This is a genomic window from Pedobacter psychrodurus (assembly GCF_032678585.1).
In the GTDB taxonomy this organism is placed as follows: Bacteria; Bacteroidota; Bacteroidia; order Sphingobacteriales; family Sphingobacteriaceae; genus Pedobacter; species Pedobacter psychrodurus_A.
Window position 1 is genome coordinate 160,584 of the sequence record NZ_JAVTSN010000001.1, and the last position, 23,955, is coordinate 184,538.

Consider the following 23,955-nt stretch of genomic DNA (forward strand, 5'->3'; position numbering starts at 1 on the left):
ATAAATTGAACCACGAAGTAAATCTAAAGAGACACTTCATTTTTATTAAAAAAAACAGAATATCCGATGAAAATTTTAAAGAAAGCAATAACCTTAAATGTAGGTTTGGTGTTGATGGGTTCTGCAGTTTTTGCTCAAGATTTAAATGACGCGAAAAAAGCCATTGACGCTGAACAGTATCAAAAAGCATCATCAATGCTTAAATCGTTGGTGACCTCAAAAGCATCAGATGGTAATAACTATTACAATCTTGGTTTGGTTTATTTGAAAACCGGTTATATCGACTCTGCAAGAGCCGTATTTACCAAAGGTGTTACCGCTGATCCTAAAAACAACTTAAACCTGATTGGTTTAGGTGAAGCAGATATGTTGTCAAATAACCCAACGTCTGCTAAAACTAATTTTGATAAAGCCGTGGCTTTAGCCGCAAAAGATTACAAAACCTATTTGTATATCGGTAAAGCGTATTTGGCACAGGATAAACCAAGTGATGATGTATCTAAACCTGATTTCACCAACGCTTTAGCGAACATTACTAAAGCAGATGAATTAGATTCGAAAGATAAAGATGCAGAAGTTTTCCTGGCTTTAGGTGATGCCTATGCTTTGCAGAAGAAAAATTCGGAAGCTTTAGGGCCATACATGCGTGTTGGTGATATTGATCCAAATAACAGAAGAGCTAAAACGCAGACTGGTAAAATGTACAAAGAGTCAAGAGCTTTTCCAGAAGGTGAAAAAGAATTATTAGATGTAATTGCTGCCGATGCCAATTATGGTCCAGCTTACCGTGAATTGGGCGAGTTGTACTTACAATGGAGTAGTTTTGGTACAGATAAAGAAAAAGCAAAAAAAGGAATTGAGAATTATAAAAAATACATGGATTTAACTGATAAGTCTTTGGAGTCTCAATTGCGTTATGCTCAATTCTTGTTCTATGCTAAAGATTATCCAACATTAGAACAAGTGGCAACATCTATACAAGCTCCTGCTAATGATCCTAAAAGTGCAATTGTTTCTAGGTTAAAAGGATGGGCAGCTTATGAAAACAAGAATTATCCCGCTGCTTTAACCAGCATGAACGAGTTTTTTTCTAAAGAGAAAGATCCAAATAAAATCTTAGGATTTGACTACTTATATTTGGGTAAAGCGCAATTAAAGGCAGGTCAAGATAGTTTAGCTTTGATCAATATTACCAAAGCTGTAGAGAAAGATTCAACAAATGCAGATGCATTGGCTGAAGTTGCTAAGAGTTTCTATGATGCTAAAAAATATGCTAAGTCATCTGAAATTTATGAAAAAGCAATAAAAGCTAATCCAAATGGAAAAGGTGCTTTATACAACTACTATTATAATGCAATGGCGAATTATTTTGATTATGCAGCTAAATTAACTGCCAAACAAAATCCTTCAAAAGATATCTTAGTAAAAGCGGATTCTTCAATTGCTAAAGTAACTCAATTGGCTCCTGAAACTTACGATGCTTATTTAACTAGAGCACGCATTAATAGTTTATTGGATGATGATAAAGAACCTAAAGGTTTAATGCTTCCGTTCTACGAAGAGTATATCAAAAAGATAACTGAAAAGCCAGAATTAGCTACAGCTAACGCTAAAAAACTTTCTGAAGCTTATGATACCATTGGTGGTTATTACTACTACAAAGACAAAGAAAAAGCTAAAGAATATTTTAATAAAAGTGTAGCTGTTTATCCAACAGGAACCTTCGCAGCAGCTAAATTAAAAGAGTTAGCCGCCCCTGCACCAGCAAAAGGTAAAGGCAAATAATTCGAAAGTTAAATAATTTAGAAAAGGCAGAGTTTGGTTACTCTGCCTTTTTCTTTTACTTTTGCATCATAAAATAAATAATATGCAAGCGCAAAGTTCGGCTATAGATTTTTTACCAATTATATTTCAAGTAATTGTAGCTTTAGGTTTTGTGGTAACCACATTGGTTGCTACCCATCTTTTAGGTCCAAAACGTAAAACGCTCGATAAGTTAGAAACCTTTGAGGCCGGTGTTAAATCTGTCGGTAATGCGCGTCAGCCTTTCTCTATTAAGTACTTCGTTGTGGCCATTTTATTCGTATTGTTTGATGTTGAGGTGATTTTTATGTATCCCTGGGCCGTTAATTTCCGCGCATTAAAAATGGATGGTATGATCGAAATGTTCATTTTCATGGGTACATTGTTACTAGGTTTCATCTACGTCATTAAGAAAAAAGTTTTAGACTGGAACTAATCAGTTGGCAATTATCAGTTTGCAGTAGGCAGTTTACGGTTGGTAGTTTTGAAACTGTAAACTGAAAATTGAGAACCGAAAACTGCATGTGTATCACTTACACTAACTGTATCTACTTTAGAGTTATTTAGAAAGGTTCTAAATCTGGTAAAGCTAGTTTAATTGCCTTTAAAATATTGTAAATTTGTTGCTCATTCTGCAAAGGGATGAGCATTTTTTGTTTATAAACATGAGTGAAATTAATATAGTTGATGCGCCTCCAGGAATAGAAGGATCTGGCTTTTTTGCCACTTCTCTTGATAAAGTGATCGGTTTGGCTCGCTCAAATTCATTATGGCCATTACCTTTCGCAACCTCTTGTTGCGGAATTGAGTTTATGGCAACCATGGGTTCTCACTACGATCTAGGTCGTTTCGGTGCCGAACGCTTAAGTTTTTCTCCACGTCAGGCTGATGTTTTAATGGTTATGGGTACTATCGCTAAAAAGATGGCTCCGGTATTAAAACAGGTTTATATCCAGATGGCAGAGCCACGTTGGGTAATGGCGGTTGGTGCTTGCGCAAGCAGCGGTGGTATTTTCGATACCTATTCGGTATTACAGGGGATTGATGAGGTTATTCCGGTGGATGTTTACGTTCCGGGTTGCCCGCCAAGACCAGAAGCCATTTTAGATGGTTTTCAGCGTATCCAGGATTTGGTGAAAAGCGAATCAGGCAGAAGACGAAATTCTGATTATTACAAAGAACTTTTGGGTCAATACGGCATTAAATAATGGAAGAAACGACGCTAAATAACGACATCCACGTTAAGCTGACTGAAAAGTTTGGTGAAAAAGTTACTGCCGTTTCTGAACCTTATGGTTTATTAACTTTTGTAACCTATAAAGATGTAATCATCAACGTGCTTTCGCATCTTAAAGACGAATTAAAATTTAATTTCCTGACTGATATTACTGCCGTTCATTATCCAGGTAAAGACCACGGTATTGCTGTAGTTTACCATTTGCATAACATGGTAGAAAAAGTAAGGATTAGGATTAAAGTTTTTATTTCAGAACAAAATCCAACCATCCCTACCGCAACAACGGTTTGGAAAGGTGCCAACTGGATGGAGCGCGAAACTTACGATCTGTTCGGAGTTAAATTTGAAGGACATCCTGATCTTCGCCGTATTTTAAATATGGACGATTTAGGTGTTCACCCGATGTTGAAACAATATCCATTGGAAGATCCGAACAGAGTAGATAAAAAAGACGAATTTTTTGGAAGGTAAACTATGAATCATAACCATCCGGTATTTACAGATAACGACCCGCAAAGTGAGCTGGTAACCCTAAACTTAGGTCCAACACACCCTGCAACACACGGCGTTTTTCAAAACGTTTTGCAATTAGATGGCGAACGTATTGTAAGCGGCGTTTCTACTATTGGGTATATTCACCGTGCTTTCGAAAAGATAGCTGAACATCGCCCATTTTATCAGATTACACCACTTACCGACCGTTTAAACTATTGCTCTTCGCCGATTAACAATATGGGCTGGCACATGACGGTTGAGAAGTTGTTGAATATTCAAATGCCGAAACGTGTAGATTATCTTCGGGTAATCATTATGGAGCTTTCGCGTATTGCCGATCACATTATCTGTAACACGATTATTGGTCAGGATACCGGAGCAACTACCACTTTCTTATATCTTTTCCAGTTCCGTGAGCATATTTACGAAATCTTTGAAGAGGTTTGTGGCGCACGTTTAACAACAAATATCGGCCGTATTGGTGGTTTTGAAAGAGATTTCAATGATATCGCCTTTGCTAAAATCGATAAGTTTTTAAAAGAATTTCCTAAAGCGTTAAAAGAATTCGAAAACCTGTTAAGCCGTAACCGTATCTTCATCGATAGAACGGCTGGTGTTGCAGAGGTAACAAAAGAAACTGCTTTAGAATACAGCTGGACAGGTCCGCTTTTGCGTGCTACCGGTGTAGATTACGATGTGCGCGTAAGTGATCCTTATTCTTCTTACCAGGATTTCGATTTCGAAGTACCTGTAGGAACAAGTGGCGATATTTACGACAGATATTTAGTGCGTAACGAAGAAATGTGGCAAAGTCTTCGCATTATTGAGCAAGCTTTAACGAAAATAAAATTAGAACCTAAAGGCATTTTCCATGCCGATGTTCCTGAGTTTTACCTGCCTCCAAAACAAGAAGTTTACAACAATATGGAGGCATTGATCTATCACTTTAAAATTGTGATGGGTGAAATTGATGCACCAAAAGCAGAAGTTTATCACGCCGTAGAAGGTGGAAATGGTGAATTGGGTTTCTATCTGATTAATGATGGCGGCCGTACACCATATCGTTTACACTTCCGCAGACCAAGTTTTATAAACTACCAGATGTTTGCACCAATGAGCGAAGGCATGTTATTGTCGGATGCCATTATCAACATGAGTAGTATGAATATTATTGCAGGAGAATTAGATGCTTAAAGTAGAAGAACAAACACCTGTAGTGTTTTCATCAGAATTGATAGCCAAATTTGATGATATAAAAAGCCGTTATCCGGCAGATAAGAGCAAATCAGCTTTACTACCACTTTTGCATTTGGTACAGGCTGAGTTTCTTTGGGTGCCAACATCGGCTATGGATAAAGTTGCTGAGTATTTAAATATCCAACCGATTGAAGTATATGAAGTAGCAACATTTTATAGCATGTACTTTTTAAAACCACAGGGTAAATATGCTTTGGAGGTTTGTCGTACTGGCCCTTGCTGTCTGGTTGGTGCGGAAAAAATATTAAGCCACTTGGAAAACAAGTTGGGTGTTAAAGAAGGTGAAGTTACTGCCGATGGATTATTCAGCTTTAGAGGAGTTGAATGTTTAGCAGCTTGTGGTTTTGGTCCGGTATTACAGATCAGCCCGGAATATACTTTCTACGAAAACCTAACCGAGGAAAGTGTAGATAAATTGATTGAAGATTTGAAAATTAAGTCTTAAGTCGAGAGTCTTAAGTTGAGAGTCGTTATGACTTAAGACTATGGACTATGGACTACAGACTATAGACTAATTAAAATGTCTCGAAAACTGTTACTTGAGCATATAAACGTACCAGGCATCAATACACTTGAAGTCTATCGCCAAAAAGGTGGGTACCGTGCTGTGGAAAAAGCCCTTAAAACTTTAACACCTGAAGAGATTGTTGAAGAAGTTAAGAAATCAGGCTTACGCGGTCGCGGAGGTGCGGGTTTCCCAACCGGGATGAAATGGAGCTTTTTGGCCAAACCAGAAGGTATTGCACGTTATTTGGTGTGTAATGCTGATGAATCGGAGCCTGGAACTTTCAAAGACCGTTATTTAATGACCTATATTCCCCATGCTTTAATTGAGGGAATGATTGTGTCGAGTTTCGCTTTAGGTGCTAAAGTTTCTTACATCTATGTGCGTGGCGAAATGATGCCCCAGATCCGCATTTTAGAGAAAGCAATTGCAGAAGCTAAAGCTGCCGGATGGTTAGGTAAAAATATTTTAGGAACAGGTTACGATTTAGAATTATATGTTCAGCCAGGTGGTGGTGCTTACATTTGCGGTGAAGAAACTGCTTTGTTAGAATCGCTAGAAGGTAAAAGAGGTAACCCTCGGATTAAACCACCATTTCCGGCAATTGCAGGTTTGTACGGTTGTCCAACAGTGGTGAACAACGTAGAGTCGATTGCTGCAGTTGTGCCGATTATCAATGACGGTGGAGATGAATATGCAAAAATTGGTATCGGTAGAAGTACGGGTACAAAATTAATCTCGGCATCTGGTAATTTAGTAAAACCAGGCGTTTACGAAATCGAATTGGGTTTACCAGTAGAAGAATTTATCTACTCTGATGAATATTGTGGTGGCATTGCCAACGGTAAACGCTTAAAAGCAACGGTTGCGGGTGGATCATCTGTGCCTATCCTGCCAGCCAATTTAACTTTAAAATATGCCAACGGTGAGCCTCGTTTAATGAGTTACGAATCTTTATCAGAAGGTGGATTTTCTACTGGAACCATGATGGGATCTGGTGGTTTTATTGCTTTTGATGAAGATCAGTGTATCGTTAGAAATACCTGGAATTTCGCCCGTTTTTATCATCATGAAAGCTGTGGACAGTGTTCACCTTGCCGTGAAGGTACTGGATGGATGGAAAAAGTATTGCACAAAATCGAACATGGTCATGGTAAAATGGAAGATGTTGATTTATTGTGGGACATTCAACGTAAAATTGAAGGAAATACAATCTGTCCGCTAGGTGATGCTGCAGCCTGGCCAGTAGCCAGTGCGATCCGTCATTTTAGAGATGAATTTGAATGGCACATTAAAGAACCTGTTAAAAGCCAGAGCCAAAATTATGGTATTGCAAATTATGCAACGCCGATTGAAAAAGCACCGGTAACGGAAGAGAAATAGATATTTAGGTATTACGGTTTGTGATACTAAAATTCTAAGGTCGCAAAATGCGGCCTTAGAAGATTTAACTTAACACAATGAATTTATGTAAATGAAAGAAGAAATATCACCAGCAATCATCCCCAACGAAGTAATAGTTAATAAAATATATCTTTTTAGAGGAGTTAAGGTGATGTTAGATTCTGATTTGGCAGAACTCTTTGGCGTTGATACTAAAAGATTAAAAGAACAAGTTAGAAGAAATATAGAGCGTTTTCCGGAACACTTTATGTTCGAATTAACAAAAGAAGAAAATGAAGTTCTAAGGTCACAAATTGTGACCTTGGAACAAGGAAAATATTCAAAATACCTTCCGTTTGCATTTAGCGAACATGGTATTTTACAATTATCAAATGTTTTAAAAAGTAAACAGGCGATAGAAGTAAGTATTAAGATTATTGATGTGTTTGTACAGCTTAGAACGATGGTTTTAAGCAATAAAGAAATCAGATTAGAAGTAGAAAAGATTAAAAAGAAAGTAGATAATCAGGATAAAAATATTGAAGTCATATTCAGGTATTTTGATGAATTACTGGAACAGAAAGCACAACCAAGAAAGCAAATTGGTTACAAAACCTCGAGAGAGAAATAATATAAAATAGAACTGGTTTGTGATAACACGGGCCAGGGCGAGATAAAGAAATAAAAAGAATATCATTAACCATGAGTGAAAAAGTTAAGGTTACGATAGATGGGATAACAGTGGAGGTTGATAACGGAACAACCATTCTGAATGCTGCAAGGCAAATCGGAGGGGATATTGTGCCGCCAGCCATGTGCTATTATTCTAAATTGCAAGGCAGTGGTGGCAAATGCCGTACCTGTATTGTAAAAGTGACTAAAGGTTCGGAGAAAGACCCTCGTCCTATGCCTAAGTTGGTGGCTTCTTGTCGTACAACAGTAATGGATGGGATGGAAGTGCTTAATATTACTTCTCCAGAAGTTTTGGAAGCACGTGCCGGAGTTGTGGAAATCCTATTGATTAACCACCCTTTAGACTGCCCGGTTTGCGACCAGGCTGGAGAATGTGATTTACAGAATTTAGGTTATGAGCATGGTTTGCAAAAAACACGTTATGAGTTTGAGCGCCGTACTTTCGAACGTATTGACATAGGTGATAAGATCCAGTTACACATGAACCGTTGTATTCTATGCTACCGTTGCGTTTTCACTGCGGATCAGATTACCAATAAACGTGTTCACGGAATCTTAAACCGTGGCGATCACTCCGAAATTTCTACTTACATCCAACAAGCTGTTGATAACGATTTCTCAGGAAACGTGATCGATGTTTGCCCGGTTGGTGCTTTAACCGATAAAACTTTCCGTTTTAAAAACCGTGTTTGGTTTACCAAACCTGTTGATGCACACCGCGATTGCGATCACGAAAAGTGCAACGGTAAGGTAACGCTTTGGTACAAAGGAGCAGATGTTTTGCGTGTTACAGCACGTAAAGATCAATTTGGAGAGGTAGAAGAGTTTATCTGTAATACTTGCCGCTTCGATAAAAAAGCGACTGCTGATTGGGTAATCGAACACCCTACTCATATTGATGATACTTCGGTAATTGCATCAAACCACTACGAAACATTAAAACCTTTGCACGTTATTCAGCCAAATGAGGCTTTACAGGCTGCAAATGAAATTGAATTACATAAAACAGTTAAATACTAATGGATAGCGCTTTTGTTATAGAAAAATTTATCCTGGTAGCTGTAATTTTCGGCATCAGTTTAGTTATTGCCATGTATTCTACTTATGCTGAACGTAAAGTTGCAGCATATTTACAAGATCGTTTAGGACCAGATAGAGCTGGCCCCTTCGGAATTTTACAGCCATTGGCCGATGGTTTAAAAATGTTTATGAAAGAGGAAATTATTCCGACATCATCAAACAGATTTTTATTTATCGCTGGTCCGGGTTTGGCATTGCTTTGTGCCTGTATAGGTACTGCAGTTATCCCATGGGGCAGTCCTGTTCTAATTGCTGGTAAAACGGTTTCACTACAGGTAGCAGATATCAATGTTGGTGTTTTATACATCTTCGGAGTGGTTTCTTTAGGTGTTTATGGTGTAATGATCGGTGGATGGGCATCCAATAATAAATACTCTTTGTTAAGTGCCATCCGTGCAGCTTCACAGAATATCAGTTATGAAATTGCAATGGGATTATCAATCATCGCTTTGCTATTAATGACCAATACTTTGAGCTTAAAGGAAATCGTTGATCAGCAACATGGCTGGAGATGGAATGTTTTATATCAGCCACTGGGATTTTTAATCTTTATGGTTTGTTCTTTTGCCGAAACCAACCGTGCGCCATTCGACTTACCGGAGTGTGAAACTGAGTTAATTGGTGGTTATCATACGGAATATTCGTCAATGAAATTGGGTTTTTACCTATTTGCTGAGTATATCAACATGTTCGTATCATCTGCTGTAATGGCGGCTCTATACTGGGGAGGTTACAATTATCCAGGTATGGATTCGATGGCGGTTTGGTTAGGACCAACTTGGGCACCACTTTTTGGTACAGCAGTTTTCTTTGCGAAGATATGTGTTTTCATCTTTTTCTTTATGTGGGTACGTTGGACAATCCCTCGTTTCCGTTACGATCAATTGATGAATTTAGGTTGGAAAGGTTTGATACCTTTGGCTATTGCCAATATTATAATAACAGGTGTTGTGATTGCGATTATTGAGAAGTTTTAATTATGGAATCATTAAGTAATAAGAAAAAAGTACTGGAACAAAAGCCACTGAGCTTTATGGAGCGGATGTACCTGCCGGCAATTGCTAAAGGTATGGGCATCACCATCAGTCACTTATTTAAGAAAGAGGCTACAATAAGATATCCTGAAGTAGAACGCGAATTTTCTGCTAACTTCAGAGGAATGCACTCGCTTAAACGCGATGAGAATGGTAAAGAGCGTTGTACCGCTTGCGGTTTGTGTGCTTTATCTTGTCCGGCTGAAGCCATCACCATGATTGCAGCTGAACGCAAACCTGAGGAGAAAGATTTATACCGCGAAGAAAAATACGCAGCTACTTACGAAATCAATATGTTGCGCTGTATTTTCTGTGGTTTATGCGAAGAGGCTTGTCCGAAAGAGGCCATCTACTTAGATGGGCCGATTGTACCTGCTGATTATTTACGTAAAGATTTTATTTACGGAAAAGACAAGTTGGTAGAGGCGCCGTTGGAAATGAAAAAATAATTATTGTCATCCTGAGCTTGTCGAAGGACTAAACAATAAAATGGCATTAAGCCTCGGAGCGTGTTTTCACGAAACGAAAGATAATTAATGGTTTGTGGAGACACAAACCATGGAACATAAATAAATAAACAATTAATGAGTACACAAGTATTCTATTTCGTAGCCACATTAAGTATCATCTTTTCGCTGCTGGTGATTTTTGCAAAAAATCCGATCCACAGCGTTTTGTACTTAATCCTTACCTTTTTCACCTTCACTGTTCACTATGTGCTGTTAAACGCACAGTTTTTAGCAGTAGTAAACTTTATTGTTTACATGGGGGCAATTATGGTACTTTTCCTTTTCGTACTGATGCTCCTGAACTTAAATAAAGAAACTGAGCCGAGTAAATCACCCCTGATTAAAATTGTTGGTGTTATTGCCGGCGGTTGTTTGGTCGTAACCTTGATCGGTTCTTTAAAATCAGCAAGCATTACAAGTCCGTTGATTTTGAAAAACCCAGGACTAGGTTTGGTAGAAAATTTAGGTAAAGAGCTTTTTGGCCCATTCTTATTACCATTCGAATTGTCATCTCTGTTACTATTGGCAGCAATGGTTGGAGCCGTTTTATTATCTAAAAGAGATGAGGTAGAAGCATAATGGAAAATTTAACATCACAACTTCAGAGCGTTCCGCTAAACCACTACATTTATTTAAGTGCCATCATCTTTTCAATTGGCGTAATAGGTGTACTTACCCGCAGAAATGCCATCGTAATTTTTATGTCGGTTGAGCTGATGCTTAACGCGGTTAATTTACTTTTAACAGCGTTCTCTGTTCATAACAATGATCCATCAGGACAGGTTTTCGTATTCTTTATTATGGCTTTGGCAGCTGCAGAGGTTGCAGTGGGCCTAGCGATTATCGTAATGGTGTACAGAAATACGAAATCGATAGATATTAATGTTTTAAATCGCCTTAAGTGGTAAATATATAATAAGAATGACAATAGAACAATTGATTTGGTTGGTTCCTTTACTCCCTTTTTTAGGGTTCGTAATTAATGGACTAGGCAGAAACTCTTTATCTAAAGGACTTGTTGGTATCATTGGAAGCGGGGTAATCCTGGCATCCTTTATCATCAGCGTAGTTATTTTCTTTAGTTTACAAGGCGACACACAAAAATCTCACGAAGTATTTTTATTTGATTGGATCAGCGCTGGGGCATTACACATTCCTTTATCTTTCCTGGTTGATCCTTTAAGTTCGATCATGCTTTTGATCATAACCGGAATTGGATTCCTGATCCATTTATATTCTACCAGTTACATGCATGATGATGCTGGATTTGGTAAATTTTTCAGTTACCTGAACCTGTTTGTATTTTTCATGCTTTTATTGGTATTGGGCTCAAACTACATCGTGATGTTTATCGGTTGGGAGGGCGTAGGTTTATGCTCATACCTGTTAATCGGTTTCTGGTACACCAATACCGCTTATGCATCGGCAGCTAAAAAAGCTTTTGTGATGAACCGTATCGGCGATTTAGGCTTTTTACTGGGCGTATTCTTGCTTTTCAATTTCTTTGGAAGTGTTGAATTCTCTAAGATTTTCCCTCAGGCGGCTAACATGTTGCCAGGTAACAACACCTTGGTTTTAATCACCATTTTATTATTTATTGGTGCTTGTGGTAAATCGGCACAGTTGCCATTGTTTACCTGGTTACCAGATGCAATGGCCGGACCAACGCCAGTTTCTGCATTAATTCACGCGGCAACGATGGTAACCGCTGGTATCTATATGATTGCCCGTTCGAGTGTATTGTTTGATCTGGCGCCATTAACACAGCATATCATTGCAATTGTTGGGGCAGCAACAGCTTTAGTAGCTGCAATAATTGCCTTAACGCAAACAGATATCAAAAAAGTATTGGCTTATTCAACAGTATCACAACTGGGATATATGTTTTTAGGTTTAGGTGTTGGCGCATACACGGGTTCGTTCTTCCACGTATTAACGCATGCATTCTTTAAAGCGCTATTATTCTTAGGCGCTGGTTCGGTTATCCATGCCATGCACCATGAGCAGGATATGCGCCATATGGGTGGATTGAGAAAGAAACTTCCGGTTACTTTTTTAACCATGATGATCGGTACTATTGCTATATCAGGTCTACCACCTTTCTCAGGTTTCTTTTCTAAGGATGAAATTTTAGCACATGCATTCCAGGCTAGTCCGATTTTATGGGGAGTTGGGGTATTAACTGCATTCTTAACGGCTTTTTATATGTTCAGGATGATGTTCTTAACTTTCTCTGGTAAATACCGTGGAACACATCACGAAGAAAGTCATGTACACGAATCGCCAACAGCGATGACCTTGCCTTTAATCATATTGGCTATTCTTGCGGCAATTGGTGGAGCAATTAATTTCCCTCATATTTTTGGTGGAAACGAGTGGTTGGCACATTGGTTGTCAGGAGCTGGAGTTGCACAACACGAGTTAGATTTAAGTCATTCAACTGAAATAGGTTTAATGGGGATATCGGTAACGGCCGCTGTAGCTGCTTTATTTTATGCTTATGGCAGATATGTAAGAGGAGCCCGCGTTCCTGTTGCTGATGAAGCACCACGTTCTGTACTGGCAAAATTATCGTACAATAAATTCTATCTGGATGAGATTTACGATTTCATCATAACCAAACCATTAGATGCACTTTCTAGATTTTTCTATAGAGTTATCGATAACAAGTTTATTGATGGAATTGTAAACGGCTTGGGATGGAGCACAAACGAGGCCAGTAAAGGTATCCGTTTGTTACAGAGTGGAAACGTTGGTTTCTATATATTTATGATGGTATTCGGTATCGTCGCATTGCTATTATATACATTTTTATACATATAAAAAGGGTTCAAAATTAAATAATGGAACAACTTTTACTACTTATATTTCTTCCGCTTGCAGGTGCAATAATCACAGCATTTGCGGGTAAGTCGGCTAAAATAGTTTCGACCGTATTTTCGGTTGTTTCTTTGGTGTTGGCTTTGGTTATCGCCTGTAACTTCATTCCAAATGCAAGTACTCAATTTGAGGTAAACCTGCCTTGGATTGCAGATTTGGGAATCAATTTCCACGCGGGCATCGATGGCATCAGCATGCTGGTGGTATTGCTAACCAATTTATTGGTGCCGATTATCATTTTATCAAGCTACAAGCACGAGTATAAAAATCCTGCTGCATTTTATGCCCTGATTTTGTTTATGCAATGTGGTTTATTATTGGTATTTACCGCATTAGATGCCTTTTTGTTTTACATTGGATGGGAAGCGGCATTAATTCCGATTTACTTTATCTGTGCCATTTGGGGCGGAAAAGATCGCATCCGTATCAACATGAAATTTTTTGTGTATACCATTGCGGGTTCATTATTTATGTTGATGGGGATTATTTATCTGTATCTTCAAAACCCGGCACACAACTTTGATATTCAGGCTTTTTATGCTTTAAACTTGGATGGTGCACAACAAGGATGGATTTTCTGGGCTTTCTTTATTGCTTTTGCGATTAAAATGCCAATTTTCCCTTTTCATACCTGGCAGCCTGATACCTATACTGCAGCACCTACACAAGGAACCATGTTGTTATCAGGTATTATGTTAAAAATGGGTATTTATGGGGTGATTAGATGGTTATTGCCAATTGTTCCGGCTGGGGTTCATGATTGGGGACAAGTAGCGATTGTTTTATCCATTATCGGCATTGTGTATGCATCAGTGATTGCTTTCACACAAAAAGATGCAAAACGTTTAGTGGCTTATTCATCAATTGCCCACGTTGGATTGATCTCCGCAGGTATTTTTGCTTTCAACCAACAGGGTATGCAAGGTGCAATGGTGCAGATGTTGAGTCATGGTATTAACGTTGTAGGTTTATTTTTCGTATTAGATATCATCTTCTCCCGTGTTAAAACCAATAAGATTGAAGAATTAGGTGGAATTGCTAAAGTAGCACCACAATTGGCCATTACTTTCCTGATCATTGTTTTAGGTACAGTAGCTTTACCAGGTACGAACGGGTTCATTGGCGAGTTTTTATTGTTAATGGGCGTTTACAACTATGGCATCTGGGCCGCTGCAATCGCAGGATTGACAATTATTTTTGGAGCCGTTTACATGTTGCGGATGTACCAAAATGTAATGCTTGGCGAAACCAACAGTTTAACCATTACTTTCACCGATATTAAAGGAACTGAAAAATTGGTTCTTTATAGCATTTGTGCACTGATCATTGTTTTGGGTGTTTATCCGAAACCGATCTTGCACTTAACAGAGGCATCTGTACAACATTTATTAGAACAGGTAAATCAAAAATTAAACACAGTAAATTAAGGAATGAATATTATTATAACCATTAGTATAACAGCTTTTATAGTGCTTTATGCAGGTTTGTTTAAAGCAAATAAAGCATTACTACCACTTACCGTTGTTGGCTTACTTACTGCGCTAGGATTTACCTTTTGTGCATGGAATGGCAATGCCGTTCATTTCGGAATGATGCAGACTGATAACTTTGCCCTTGCATTTTCAGGAGTTTGTATTATCGGGACCTTATTGATCTTTTTATTAACACAGAATTATTTTCACGCCAAAAGCGATAACATCGCCGAATATTATACCTTGATCCTTTTTGCACTGGCCGGGATGATCATGATGGTATCGTATAAAAATATGGCGATGCTGTTTGTGGGACTGGAAATCATGTCGGTGAGTTTGTATATACTTGCCGGTATCCGTAAAAAGGATTTTGCTTCTAATGAGGCTTCGTTAAAGTATTTTTTAATGGGTGCTTTCTCAACAGGATTTTTATTGTTCGGTATCACTTTAATTTATGGTGCAACAGGATCATTTGATTTAGACAAAATCCAGGAGTATTTAGTGAACAACACCGCCTCAGTTTCTCCGATATTTTATCCTGGGGTAATTTTGATGATGATCGGCTTAAGTTTTAAGATTGGTGCTGCGCCTTTCCATTTCTGGACTCCGGATGTGTATGAGGGTTCGCCAACACTGATCACTACTTTTATGAGTACCGTGGTTAAAACCGCTGGTTTTGCTGCTTTTTTAAGGTTATTTGCAGGTTCACTTGCGCCACTGCACGATTTTTGGGTTGCCCCATTAATGGTAATCGTATGTTTAACATTGTTTATCGGAAACGTAACGGCGCTGTTCCAAAAGAATTTCAAACGCATGTTGGCTTACTCAAGTATCTCGCATGCGGGTTACCTGTTGTTTTCACTTATTGTACTGACTAAAAATTCAGGTAATAATGTTTTGGTTTATGCCGCGGCATATACATTCGCATCCATTATCGCATTTGCGGTATTGATCCTGGTTAAACAAAAAACAGGTAGCGATAGCTTCGAAAGTTTTAACGGTTTAGGCAAGAAAAATCCGCTTGTTGCTTTGTGTTTAACTGTTGCCATGCTTTCTTTGGCCGGAATTCCGCTAACTGCAGGTTTCATCGGAAAATATCTAATGTTCCTGAATGTAATGACGGAGTATAATACCTTATTGGTTGCTTTTGCAGTTTTAAACGCACTGGTTGGATTCTATTACTATTTCAAGGTAATTGTGGCCATGTGGTTTAAAGACGGCGCAGAAACAGAGCTTTCTACACCGGCGCAATATAAAGTTGTGTTATTGGTATCAGTAGTAATTACAATTATCTTGGGTATTTATCCTGCAATTATTTTAAACCTGATATAGGTATGCTGTTGTTTAATAATTATTTGTAGTTTTACGAATAATTGAATATGCACGATTTTTGGAATAACCTGCATCAACTACTTGATCCCGAGAAATTATTGAGGGAGGGCGGATTCTATCTCGTCATATTCGTAATCTATGCAGAAACTGGCCTGTTCTTCGGTTTTTTTCTTCCCGGTGATTATTTATTGTTTTTGGCCGGGATGTTCGTGGCAACTGGTAAGCTTGATGTGAATATTGCCGTACTTTTGGCTGGTTTATGCGTAGCTGCAATTTCTGGCAATTTTACAGGCTATTGGTTCGGTCGTAAAACCGGTCCCGTACTGTACACCAGAAAAGACAGTTTCTTCTTCAAGAAAAAATATTTAAAGGCCGCAGAAGATTATTATCACAAACAGGGCGCCTTTGCACTGATTATGGGCAGATTTGTGCCAATTGTTAGAACTTTTGCACCGATTTTTGCTGGTGTGGTAAAATTGGAATTTAAAAAGTTCGCATTATACAATATTGTAGGGGGAGTGCTTTGGATCTGTTCCTTAACTTTACTGGGCTACTTTTTGGGCAGAAGATTTGAAAAAGAAATAAACGATTATTTATTATATATTATTATTGGCTTTATCCTTATTACAACTATACCATTATTAATTACCTTTGTAAAAAGTAAAGTAGTGAGTGGTCCTGAAGAGGATAAAACAGATTAAAATTGAAAATGGCAAAAGACGATCATCACGCATGGCATAGCGTATCTCCTGGTTCAAACCTTCCAGAGGTTGTAAACGCAATTATTGAAATTCCAAAAGGTTCGAAAGCAAAATACGAAATAGATAAAGAATCAGGTCTGATCAAGTTAGATAGGGTTCTTTTTTCGTCAGTAATGTATCCTGCAAACTATGGCTTTATTCCGCAAACGTATTGCGATGATAAAGATCCATTAGATATTTTAGTACTTTGTTCAGTGGATGTATATCCAATGACATTGATCGAGGCAAAAGTGGTGGGTGTAATGCACATGGTAGATAACGGAGAGCAAGACGATAAAATTATCGCTGTAGCTGCGCACGACATGTCGGTAAACTACATCAACGATTTAGATGAGTTACCTCCACATCAAATGAAAGAGATTGTTCGTTTCTTTCAGGATTATAAAGCATTAGAAGATAAAAATGTAACTATCGAACATTTACTTGGTGTTCGTTATGCGCATAAAGTAATTAAAGAAAGCATAGAACTTTATAACACAACATTTAGAGAATTGGCTTAATGGATTTACCCACGGTATGTTTGTTTTTAAATTTTGAGCTAAGTGCAATCCTGCCCACAAACGTAGTTTTGGTTGCTTTACAAGAACCCGATACCGCTTCAGTAGGCTGGCGATTATTCTTTGCATTATTTTTGGTGTTACTAAACGGATTTTTTGTTGCAGCAGAATTTGCAATTGTAAAGGTCCGCGCATCACAGATTGAAATTAAGGCAAAATCAGGCAGCCGCGTTGGTAAAATGGCCAAAGGCATCATCCATAATCTGGATGGTTATCTGGCCGCCACACAGCTAGGTATAACGCTTGCATCACTTGGCCTCGGTTGGGTAGGTGAAGGCGTTATGCATACCATCTTCAAAAATCTTTTCGACAGTCTTCAGTGGGGACTGAGCGATGCGACGATTCACACTGCCTCTACAATTGTGGCATTCTCATTAATTACGATTATGCACATCGTTTTTGGTGAATTGGCACCTAAATCTTTTGCAATACAGCGTCCGGTGGCTACAACTTTATTTGTTTCTATTCCACTGCAAATCTTTTATGTGGTTTTCAAGCCATTTATCTGGACTTTAAATAGCTTAGCGGCGATCATTTTAAAGCCATTTGGAATTGACACTTCAGGTGGCCACGAATCGTTGCATAGTACCGAAGAACTTCAGTATTTATTGGATCAGGGTAAAGAAAGTGGTGCCTTAGACAATAATGAACATGAGCTGATTAAAAATGTATTCGATTTTAACGAGCGTGTGGTTAAAAATATCATGGTGCCCAGAACTAAAATTTCGGGCATTGAATTAACTTCACCTAAAGAAGAGGTGATTAATACCATCATTAGAGAAGGATATTCACGTTTACCAGTGTACGATGAGATTATGGATAAAATCGTTGGTATTATCCATGCAAAGGATATTTTGCCTCTGGTTGCTGCTGGTAATCAACATTGGACATTAAACGATATCATCCGTAAACCTTATTTCGTAACAGAAACCAAGAAAATTAATGATCTGATGAGCGAGCTGCAAAGTAACCGCATACAGATTGCTATTGTATTGGACGAATTTGGCGGTACAGCTGGTATGGTTACTTTGGAAGATATTGTGGAAGAACTGGTTGGAGAAATCCAGGATGAATACGATGAAGAAAAACCATTGGTTGAAAAAGTTTCTGATAATGAATTTATCGTAAATGCATTTGCTACAGTTTATGATGTAAATGAACACTTACCCCACGATTTACCTGAGGATGAAGATTTCGATACTATAGGTGGTTTGGTTTCTCACGTTTTCGAACGTATTCCGGAAGTTGGTGAAAGCAACGAATCTTATGGATATCTGTTCACCATTCTTAAAAAGACAGAGCAGAATATCGAAACCATTAAGTTAGAATTGGTTATCAATAAAGGAGATATGGTTGATAATCATTAATTTCAACTATGCATATTTTTTACACACCAGATATCACCCAAAATACCTATACGCTTAACGAAGAAGAAAGTAAACACTGTGTTAGGGTACTTCGCCTTGCTGTTGGCTCACTCGTTAATTTGGTTGATGGGAAAGGTGGGTTTTACACTGCTGAAATTACCTCCAACAATCCGAAAAAAGTTTCTCTTGCAGTATTAAAAGTAGAAACTGAATTTCATAAAAGAAACCACTACCTCCACATTGCTGTTGCCCCAACCAAAAATATCGATCGCATCGAATGGTTTTTAGAGAAGGCAACTGAGTTGGGGATCGATGAAATTACCCCAATTATTACCGATCGCTCAGAGCGTAGGGTGGTTAAGGAAGACCGGTTAATTAAAGTGATCACTTCTGCGGTTAAGCAATCTATAAAAGCTTATCATCCCAAATTAAATGATGTTATTTCATTAGATGCTTTTTTAAAAGTACCTTTTGAAGGTGATAAGTTAATTGCTCATTGCATCGACAATGGAGAAAAACAATATATCTCCGATCTTGTAACCCCACATCAAAAATATCTGATTCTTATTGGTCCCGAAGGAGATTTCACACCAGATGAAGTTAATTTGGCTTTGAATAAAGGCTTTAAAGCACTAACTTTAGGTGATAACAGATTGCGCACTGAAACTGCGGCATTATCTGTTTGTTTTGAAATCAATTACCTTAACCGATAATCAATTTGAAGTTTTCAGTTTTTAATTTTCAGTTTTCCAGGTTTCAGCTTTGGTTTTTCAGCTTTAGTCTTTTAGCACTCAGCCTTGTGTTTTTTGCCTTCATTCCGCCCACTTACCGCATGGGAAAGCTAAAGTACAATGGTGGTGGCGATTGGTATGCAGATCGGACGGCTTTGCCTAATTTGATCGCCTATTGCAATGCCAACCTCAAAACTAACTTCTATGCCGAAGAAAGTATTGTGGAGGTGGGTTCGAAAGAAATCTTCAATTATCCTTTTATCTATATGACGGGGCATGGGAATGTGGTGTTTAGTGATCAGGAAGTGAAAAATTTAAGGCAATATCTTACGGGTGGAGGTTTTCTTCATATCGATGATAACTATGGTCTGGATAAATTTATCAGGCCTCAGATGAAAAAGGTATTTCCTGAGCTGAGTTTTGTAGAATTGCCCGCAAACCACGCGCTTTACAATCAAAAATTTAAATTTCCCGGAGGTTTGCCAAAAATCCATGAACATGATAATAAACGGCCACAGGGATTTGCATTGATGTATAAGGGTAGGGTAGTTTGTTATTACACCTATGAATGCGATTTAGGGAACGGCTGGGAGGATTTTGGTACTTATCCTGAAGATACACAAGAAACACGGACAAAGGCGCTTAAAATGGGCGCAAATTTGGTACAGTACGCTTTAACTCAATAGCCCATGTATAAAGTAAAAGTAAACGATCAGTTTGTATTTGAGGTTGAAAATAAAGAGTCAGCCATTTTAGTAAATGGATTGCCTGTCGAACTCGATTTAAGCGCGCTGGGAAACAGCAGTACACATGTTCTATATCAGAATAAATCATTCAATACAGAAGTAGTTGAGCTGAATAAAGCCGATAAAACCTGTAAGATTAAGGTTAACGGAAATATTTACCAGATCAATATCGAAGATGAGTTTGATGTTTTATTAAAACAACTTGGACTGGATAATTTAGCGGCTAACAAGGTTTTGGAAATTAAAGCGCCTATGCCTGGATTAGTGCTGAAAGTATTGGTAGAAGAAAATGCTGAAGTGAAAAAGGGGGATAATTTAGTAATCCTCGAAGCCATGAAAATGGAAAATATCTTGAAATCATCAACAGATGGTGTAGTGAAGAAGATATTGATTAAACAGGGTGATAAGGTAGAGAAGAATCAGATTTTGGTTCAGTTTAAATAGTCTTTGCCTCGAGATGACGGGCCCCATTTAATTTAGTTAAAGTAGACTGCAAAATATAATGCATAAAAAAGTCCCGATTTAGCGTCGGGACTTTTCTTTTTTATTTACCTCTGCTTACCCTGTAAGGTCTTTGAGGCGGGTTTTTAAAACTTCTTTTTCCTGAAGTACTAATTTCTGGAGCACCAAGCATCGTCATGGCACAACGGAAGCCAACTTCTGCAGATGATTCATCCTGCTGCATAAAACGGCGTGTTGCTGGATTTAACCAGTAAGCCATGTCGTTCCACGAACCACCTTTATACACTCTTGATTTATCGTTCACAAGTGTTACACCTTCTTCGTTAAGTAATGTATTTTGTCTGTCGCGATATCCGCGCTGATCGGCTTGATAACCTGTTGAAGCAATAGCCGCTGTAGCCTGTGGATCAGTAGATTTTGAGATCGAATCAGAACGTTTCGCCTGAGCTTGTTTTTCTGCCCAGGTTTGTTTTCTGCCGGCATAAGCATTTTCCTTAATCGGATTGCCATACTTATCCAACGCAATTTTACCGCTTTGCGAGTCTTCTAATTTCTTGTTTGTAAAATAGTTACCACGATAAGGATTAAATGCATCTGCATCAGTAAAGGTAGCTGTTCTGTACACATCATTAACCCACTCATTAACATTGCCAGCCATATTGTATAAACCAAAATCGTTTGGTGTATATTGAATAACCGGAACAGTTAAATCTCCTTTATCATTTAATGAACCACCAACACCCATATAATCTCCAGGTGCTCTTTTAAAGTTGGCCTGGATCATACCTCTGGTTTTCTTTTTAGCTGAACTCACACCTAAACCGTTCCAAGGGTAGATTTTATTTTGGTTAATGTTTTCGTACTCTGTATTACCAATTAAACCTAAAGCTGCATATTCCCATTCAGCCTCTGTTGGTAAACGGTAAGGTTGCATAATTACACCATCTTCTAATGTAGCAGTTCTTCTAGGTTGGTTGTTTCTACCTCCGCCTGTTGCGGCAGGAGTAGCTGTTCCTCCAGCAGTAGAAGTTGCCGCTCCAGCTTGCGTATTGTAGTCGATCGGTGCATTTTTACCTTTATCGTCATACTGATTGTTTAAATATGCATCAGTATTAAAAGGTTTGGTTGGTTTTGGAGCTGCAGCTGCCGTAGTGGCTGTGTTTCCTTTTCCATTACCTGCCAGTGTTTTATAATCCGTTAAGATTCCTTTTTCACGTAAAATAAATTCGTTTGCTCTGGAAGTCCTCCATTCGCAATAACGCGAAGCCTGCTCCCAAGAAACACCTACAACCGGGTAATCGCGATATGCCGGGTGTCTTAAATAATTATCAACATAAGGTTCGTTATATGATAATGCCTGGCGCCATACCAATGTATCTGGCAGTTCATTGTAATAAAATTCGCGGTCTTCAGGGAAATTGTATCTGATCCAATGCAAGTATTCTAACCAATCAGTATTGGAAACTTCAGTTTCATCCATGTAAAAAGATGGAACGGTAACCTGTCTTTTATAATTGTAAATATTCGGTTCAACACCTGGTACTTCGATGGCACTACCACCCACTACCAAAACACCACCTTCAATTGGAATTAAACCTGGCCCTGGCGCCCTTTTATATTTAGTAGCTACAGCAAAAGCACCCGATTGATTGTTTTTACTTTTCCTATCGGCATAAGGAATACCTGTTTTGCTGGAACTCGCGCTTTTTGAGCTACAACCCGAAAGTAAGGCGGCCAATGATAAACAGGTAAAAGAATATAGTAATAGTTTTTTCATATAGTACGTTGGAATATCGCCCCTATAGGGATTCAACCGATAAAATTAAACAATTATAAATGAATATATAAATAATATGAGAATAAAATATTGATTATAATTTTAAGCCTTAACGTCTTATTTTATATCGTATTGCGTCTGTTTATTTTTTAAACGAAATTTTTGCTAAATAATTATAAATAAGGAAGATAAAATTTTCGATTGCTCAATCTGGATATTGTTTTAGCTGTTGATTACAATTTGATTATACAAAATTTACAATATTATAATTTGTAGTGAAATAGAGCGGTTGTTTTGATAATTTTAAATTATCTGTTAATAAAGCCTATAATAGTCGAAAAATAAATGTCGTGCGCAAACATTTTGATAGAGTTTATCAAGAAATTAACCATATTTGGTTTATTGCTTCGTATCGATTAATCAGGTAGAGGGGTGCAATAAATATATATAATTGAATAGATATGGATTCAGTTATTTAGCTAAATGGCTATGAATTTTGTACTTACAGTTTGGGCAGTCACACCCGTATGTAAAAATCGTAGCTTTAATTAGTAAATAATTATAGAATTCGTATTTTGGTGAAATATAAGTTTTGGTTTTACGTTACTGATATATTCTGCTTTAGTGCTAAATACCAAGATCTAAAATTACGTACCTTTAAAGGATGAATTTCAAGTACATCAGTAAACTTGCTTTTTCTGCACTCTCAATGGCCCTGGTGTTTGCTAAAACAAACGCACAGGTAACCATAGGCAATACCCAAACAAATGGTAGCGAGTCGAACAATATTGTAACGGCAGTTCCATTTCTGTTGATTACGCCCGATGCCCGTGCCGGTGCAATGGGTGATGCTGGTGTGGCCGTTACAGGTGATGTAAATTCAGCCAGTATTAATGCTTCTAAACTTGCTTTTTTAGATAAACCATACGGTTTTTCTGTTTCTTACAGTCCATGGTTAAAGAGCCTGGTACCTGATATTAATCTTGCTTATTTAAGCGGGTTTTATAAATTAGATGATCGTAATACTATCGGGGCATCATTAAGGTATTTCTCTTTGGGTTCGATTCAACTTACAGATATCAATCAACAGGATTTGGGGATTTCCAATCCAAACGAACTGGCTTTTGATGTTTCTTTTGCGCGTAATTTTGGCGAAGAGTTTTCATTGGGAACTTCATTAAGATATATCTATTCCAATTTAGCATCCGGACAATTTTCATCTTCGGGCCAGGTACATGGTGGAAATGCGCTTGCAGTTGATGTTTCGGGGTTATACAAAACAACTACAACTATGTTTGGCCGGCAGGCTGTACTTTCGGCAGGTGCTAATATTTCGAATATTGGAACAAAAATGAGCTATTCTGATGGTGGGGAGAATTTCTTTTTACCAACGAATTTTAAAATAGGTGGTGCGTCTACAATCACTGTAGACGATTTCAGTACTTTAACCTTTGCGCTTGATTTTAATAAGTTGCTGGTGCCAACTCAGCCCATATACGATTCGAACAACAACATTGTAAGCGGAAAAGATCCGAACCGCTCGGTGCCTGCCGGAATTTTTGGTTCGTTTAGCGATGCACCAGGTGGTTTTAGCGAAGAATTGAAAGAAGTAGGAATTTCTACAGGTTTAGAGTACTGGTACAATCAACAGTTTGCTGTTCGGGCAGGTTATAACTACCAGAGCCCAATGAAAGGCGATAGCCGTTACTTTACTTTGGGCCTTGGCTTAAAATACAATGTTTTTAATATAGATTTCTCTTATTTAATTGCAAATGCGCAAACCAGTCCGCTTGCAAATACCTTACGTTTTGGTCTATTGTTTAACTTTGGCGAGAATAAAAGCAAAAGATAAATAAGACTTAAACAAAATATAC

At 38.1% G+C, this 23,955-nt stretch carries 24 protein-coding genes; 23 read left to right on the plus strand and 1 reads right to left on the minus strand.

Annotation, left to right across the window (positions count from 1 at the left end; all coding sequences use genetic code 11):
- The first annotated feature begins 66 nt into the window (after positions 1–66).
- From R2S57_RS00750 to R2S57_RS00855, 22 genes are all read left to right on the plus strand, one after another.
- Entirely contained in the window at positions 67–1,785 is a 1,719-nt protein-coding gene (locus R2S57_RS00750; protein ID WP_316843212.1) for a hypothetical protein, read from the plus strand.
- An 82-nt stretch (positions 1,786–1,867) separates the two neighbouring features.
- Positions 1,868–2,239: an NADH-quinone oxidoreductase subunit A gene (locus R2S57_RS00755; protein ID WP_316843213.1), complete on the plus strand. Its 372-nt coding sequence runs from the start codon at positions 1,868–1,870 to the stop codon at positions 2,237–2,239.
- A 229-nt stretch (positions 2,240–2,468) separates the two neighbouring features.
- The gene (locus tag R2S57_RS00760; protein WP_057931427.1) at positions 2,469–3,011 is read left to right on the plus strand and encodes an NADH-quinone oxidoreductase subunit B; all 543 of its coding nucleotides are present in this window, start codon (positions 2,469–2,471) and stop codon (positions 3,009–3,011) included.
- On the plus strand, positions 3,011–3,511 hold the full coding sequence (locus R2S57_RS00765; protein ID WP_316843214.1) for an NADH-quinone oxidoreductase subunit C: 501 nt from the start codon (positions 3,011–3,013) through the stop codon (positions 3,509–3,511). The genes R2S57_RS00760 and R2S57_RS00765 overlap by 1 nt, the downstream gene beginning before the upstream one ends.
- A gap of 3 nt (positions 3,512–3,514) precedes the next feature.
- Positions 3,515–4,729, plus strand: coding sequence for an NADH-quinone oxidoreductase subunit D (locus R2S57_RS00770; RefSeq protein WP_316843215.1), 1,215 nt, complete (start codon positions 3,515–3,517; stop codon positions 4,727–4,729).
- Positions 4,722–5,237 carry an NAD(P)H-dependent oxidoreductase subunit E gene (locus tag R2S57_RS00775; RefSeq protein WP_316843216.1) on the plus strand — a complete coding sequence of 172 codons (516 nt, stop codon included), beginning with the start codon at positions 4,722–4,724 and terminating at the stop codon, positions 5,235–5,237. Before R2S57_RS00770 ends, R2S57_RS00775 begins: the two co-directional genes overlap by 8 nt.
- A gap of 75 nt (positions 5,238–5,312) precedes the next feature.
- Complete coding sequence (gene nuoF, locus R2S57_RS00780) at positions 5,313–6,680, plus strand: NADH-quinone oxidoreductase subunit NuoF (RefSeq protein ID WP_316843217.1); 1,368 nt, start codon at positions 5,313–5,315, stop codon at positions 6,678–6,680.
- A 91-nt stretch (positions 6,681–6,771) separates the two neighbouring features.
- Positions 6,772–7,311, plus strand: a complete 540-nt coding sequence (locus tag R2S57_RS00785; RefSeq protein WP_316843218.1) for an ORF6N domain-containing protein — start codon at positions 6,772–6,774, stop codon at positions 7,309–7,311.
- A gap of 71 nt (positions 7,312–7,382) precedes the next feature.
- Positions 7,383–8,393: a 2Fe-2S iron-sulfur cluster-binding protein gene (locus R2S57_RS00790; protein ID WP_025146330.1), complete on the plus strand. Its 1,011-nt coding sequence runs from the start codon at positions 7,383–7,385 to the stop codon at positions 8,391–8,393.
- Positions 8,393–9,430, plus strand: coding sequence for an NADH-quinone oxidoreductase subunit NuoH (gene nuoH / locus R2S57_RS00795; RefSeq protein ID WP_316843219.1), 1,038 nt, complete (start codon positions 8,393–8,395; stop codon positions 9,428–9,430). Before R2S57_RS00790 ends, nuoH begins: the two co-directional genes overlap by 1 nt.
- A 2-nt stretch (positions 9,431–9,432) precedes the next feature.
- Positions 9,433–9,936: a NuoI/complex I 23 kDa subunit family protein gene (locus R2S57_RS00800; RefSeq protein WP_188416075.1), complete on the plus strand. Its 504-nt coding sequence runs from the start codon at positions 9,433–9,435 to the stop codon at positions 9,934–9,936.
- Between the two features lie 135 nt (positions 9,937–10,071).
- Positions 10,072–10,575: an NADH-quinone oxidoreductase subunit J gene (locus tag R2S57_RS00805; protein ID WP_108197414.1), complete on the plus strand. Its 504-nt coding sequence runs from the start codon at positions 10,072–10,074 to the stop codon at positions 10,573–10,575.
- Positions 10,575–10,904 carry an NADH-quinone oxidoreductase subunit NuoK gene (gene nuoK, locus R2S57_RS00810; protein ID WP_316843221.1) on the plus strand — a complete coding sequence of 110 codons (330 nt, stop codon included), beginning with the start codon at positions 10,575–10,577 and terminating at the stop codon, positions 10,902–10,904. The genes R2S57_RS00805 and nuoK overlap by 1 nt, the downstream gene beginning before the upstream one ends.
- A 13-nt stretch (positions 10,905–10,917) precedes the next feature.
- Entirely contained in the window at positions 10,918–12,819 is a 1,902-nt protein-coding gene (nuoL, locus tag R2S57_RS00815; protein ID WP_410479056.1) for an NADH-quinone oxidoreductase subunit L, read from the plus strand.
- Positions 12,820–12,839: 20 nt separating this feature from the next.
- Positions 12,840–14,303: an NADH-quinone oxidoreductase subunit M gene (locus tag R2S57_RS00820; protein ID WP_316843222.1), complete on the plus strand. Its 1,464-nt coding sequence runs from the start codon at positions 12,840–12,842 to the stop codon at positions 14,301–14,303.
- Positions 14,304–14,306: 3 nt separating this feature from the next.
- A complete protein-coding gene (locus tag R2S57_RS00825; protein WP_316843223.1) occupies positions 14,307–15,680 on the plus strand; it encodes an NADH-quinone oxidoreductase subunit N in 1,374 nt (457 codons plus the stop codon).
- A gap of 47 nt (positions 15,681–15,727) precedes the next feature.
- Positions 15,728–16,381 carry a DedA family protein gene (locus R2S57_RS00830; RefSeq protein WP_316843224.1) on the plus strand — a complete coding sequence of 218 codons (654 nt, stop codon included), beginning with the start codon at positions 15,728–15,730 and terminating at the stop codon, positions 16,379–16,381.
- 8 nt (positions 16,382–16,389) lie between these two features.
- A complete protein-coding gene (locus R2S57_RS00835) occupies positions 16,390–16,941 on the plus strand; it encodes an inorganic diphosphatase (protein WP_055908779.1) in 552 nt (183 codons plus the stop codon).
- On the plus strand, positions 16,941–18,365 hold the full coding sequence (locus tag R2S57_RS00840) for a hemolysin family protein (RefSeq protein ID WP_316843225.1): 1,425 nt from the start codon (positions 16,941–16,943) through the stop codon (positions 18,363–18,365). Before R2S57_RS00835 ends, R2S57_RS00840 begins: the two co-directional genes overlap by 1 nt.
- Before the next feature lie 8 nt (positions 18,366–18,373).
- Positions 18,374–19,078, plus strand: coding sequence for a 16S rRNA (uracil(1498)-N(3))-methyltransferase (locus tag R2S57_RS00845; protein WP_316843226.1), 705 nt, complete (start codon positions 18,374–18,376; stop codon positions 19,076–19,078).
- 119 nt (positions 19,079–19,197) lie between these two features.
- Entirely contained in the window at positions 19,198–19,782 is a 585-nt protein-coding gene (locus R2S57_RS00850; RefSeq protein WP_316843227.1) for a DUF4159 domain-containing protein, read from the plus strand.
- Positions 19,783–19,785: 3 nt separating this feature from the next.
- Positions 19,786–20,286: an acetyl-CoA carboxylase biotin carboxyl carrier protein subunit gene (locus R2S57_RS00855; RefSeq protein ID WP_316843228.1), complete on the plus strand. Its 501-nt coding sequence runs from the start codon at positions 19,786–19,788 to the stop codon at positions 20,284–20,286.
- Between the two features lie 100 nt (positions 20,287–20,386).
- Here the strand turns inward: R2S57_RS00855 and R2S57_RS00860 are convergent, their stop codons facing one another.
- Complete coding sequence (locus tag R2S57_RS00860; RefSeq protein ID WP_316843229.1) at positions 20,387–22,081, minus strand: SUMF1/EgtB/PvdO family nonheme iron enzyme; 1,695 nt, start codon at positions 22,079–22,081, stop codon at positions 20,387–20,389.
- Between the two features lie 664 nt (positions 22,082–22,745).
- On the opposite strand from R2S57_RS00860, the gene porV reads away from it, so the two are divergent.
- A complete protein-coding gene (porV, locus tag R2S57_RS00865; protein ID WP_316843230.1) occupies positions 22,746–23,933 on the plus strand; it encodes a type IX secretion system outer membrane channel protein PorV in 1,188 nt (395 codons plus the stop codon).
- Positions 23,934–23,955 lie beyond the last annotated feature (22 nt).

What these genes read in the sequence shown, in the direction of transcription:
- R2S57_RS00750 (WP_316843212.1), top strand. Translation starts at nt 67, where the DNA reads ATGAAAATTTTAAAGAAAGCAATAACCTTAAATGTAGGTTTGGTGTTG.
- R2S57_RS00755 (WP_316843213.1), top strand. Translation starts at nt 1,868, where the DNA reads ATGCAAGCGCAAAGTTCGGCTATAGATTTTTTACCAATTATATTTCAA.
- R2S57_RS00760 (WP_057931427.1), top strand. Translation starts at nt 2,469, where the DNA reads ATGAGTGAAATTAATATAGTTGATGCGCCTCCAGGAATAGAAGGATCT.
- R2S57_RS00765 (WP_316843214.1), top strand. Translation starts at nt 3,011, where the DNA reads ATGGAAGAAACGACGCTAAATAACGACATCCACGTTAAGCTGACTGAA.
- R2S57_RS00770 (WP_316843215.1), top strand. Translation starts at nt 3,515, where the DNA reads ATGAATCATAACCATCCGGTATTTACAGATAACGACCCGCAAAGTGAG.
- R2S57_RS00775 (WP_316843216.1), top strand. Translation starts at nt 4,722, where the DNA reads ATGCTTAAAGTAGAAGAACAAACACCTGTAGTGTTTTCATCAGAATTG.
- nuoF (WP_316843217.1), top strand. Translation starts at nt 5,313, where the DNA reads ATGTCTCGAAAACTGTTACTTGAGCATATAAACGTACCAGGCATCAAT.
- R2S57_RS00785 (WP_316843218.1), top strand. Translation starts at nt 6,772, where the DNA reads ATGAAAGAAGAAATATCACCAGCAATCATCCCCAACGAAGTAATAGTT.
- R2S57_RS00790 (WP_025146330.1), top strand. Translation starts at nt 7,383, where the DNA reads ATGAGTGAAAAAGTTAAGGTTACGATAGATGGGATAACAGTGGAGGTT.
- nuoH (WP_316843219.1), top strand. Translation starts at nt 8,393, where the DNA reads ATGGATAGCGCTTTTGTTATAGAAAAATTTATCCTGGTAGCTGTAATT.
- R2S57_RS00800 (WP_188416075.1), top strand. Translation starts at nt 9,433, where the DNA reads ATGGAATCATTAAGTAATAAGAAAAAAGTACTGGAACAAAAGCCACTG.
- R2S57_RS00805 (WP_108197414.1), top strand. Translation starts at nt 10,072, where the DNA reads ATGAGTACACAAGTATTCTATTTCGTAGCCACATTAAGTATCATCTTT.
- nuoK (WP_316843221.1), top strand. Translation starts at nt 10,575, where the DNA reads ATGGAAAATTTAACATCACAACTTCAGAGCGTTCCGCTAAACCACTAC.
- nuoL (WP_410479056.1), top strand. Translation starts at nt 10,918, where the DNA reads ATGACAATAGAACAATTGATTTGGTTGGTTCCTTTACTCCCTTTTTTA.
- R2S57_RS00820 (WP_316843222.1), top strand. Translation starts at nt 12,840, where the DNA reads ATGGAACAACTTTTACTACTTATATTTCTTCCGCTTGCAGGTGCAATA.
- R2S57_RS00825 (WP_316843223.1), top strand. Translation starts at nt 14,307, where the DNA reads ATGAATATTATTATAACCATTAGTATAACAGCTTTTATAGTGCTTTAT.
- R2S57_RS00830 (WP_316843224.1), top strand. Translation starts at nt 15,728, where the DNA reads ATGCACGATTTTTGGAATAACCTGCATCAACTACTTGATCCCGAGAAA.
- R2S57_RS00835 (WP_055908779.1), top strand. Translation starts at nt 16,390, where the DNA reads ATGGCAAAAGACGATCATCACGCATGGCATAGCGTATCTCCTGGTTCA.
- R2S57_RS00840 (WP_316843225.1), top strand. Translation starts at nt 16,941, where the DNA reads ATGGATTTACCCACGGTATGTTTGTTTTTAAATTTTGAGCTAAGTGCA.
- R2S57_RS00845 (WP_316843226.1), top strand. Translation starts at nt 18,374, where the DNA reads ATGCATATTTTTTACACACCAGATATCACCCAAAATACCTATACGCTT.
- R2S57_RS00850 (WP_316843227.1), top strand. Translation starts at nt 19,198, where the DNA reads ATGGGAAAGCTAAAGTACAATGGTGGTGGCGATTGGTATGCAGATCGG.
- R2S57_RS00855 (WP_316843228.1), top strand. Translation starts at nt 19,786, where the DNA reads ATGTATAAAGTAAAAGTAAACGATCAGTTTGTATTTGAGGTTGAAAAT.
- R2S57_RS00860 (WP_316843229.1), bottom strand. Translation starts at nt 22,081, where the DNA reads ATGAAAAAACTATTACTATATTCTTTTACCTGTTTATCATTGGCCGCC.
- porV (WP_316843230.1), top strand. Translation starts at nt 22,746, where the DNA reads ATGAATTTCAAGTACATCAGTAAACTTGCTTTTTCTGCACTCTCAATG.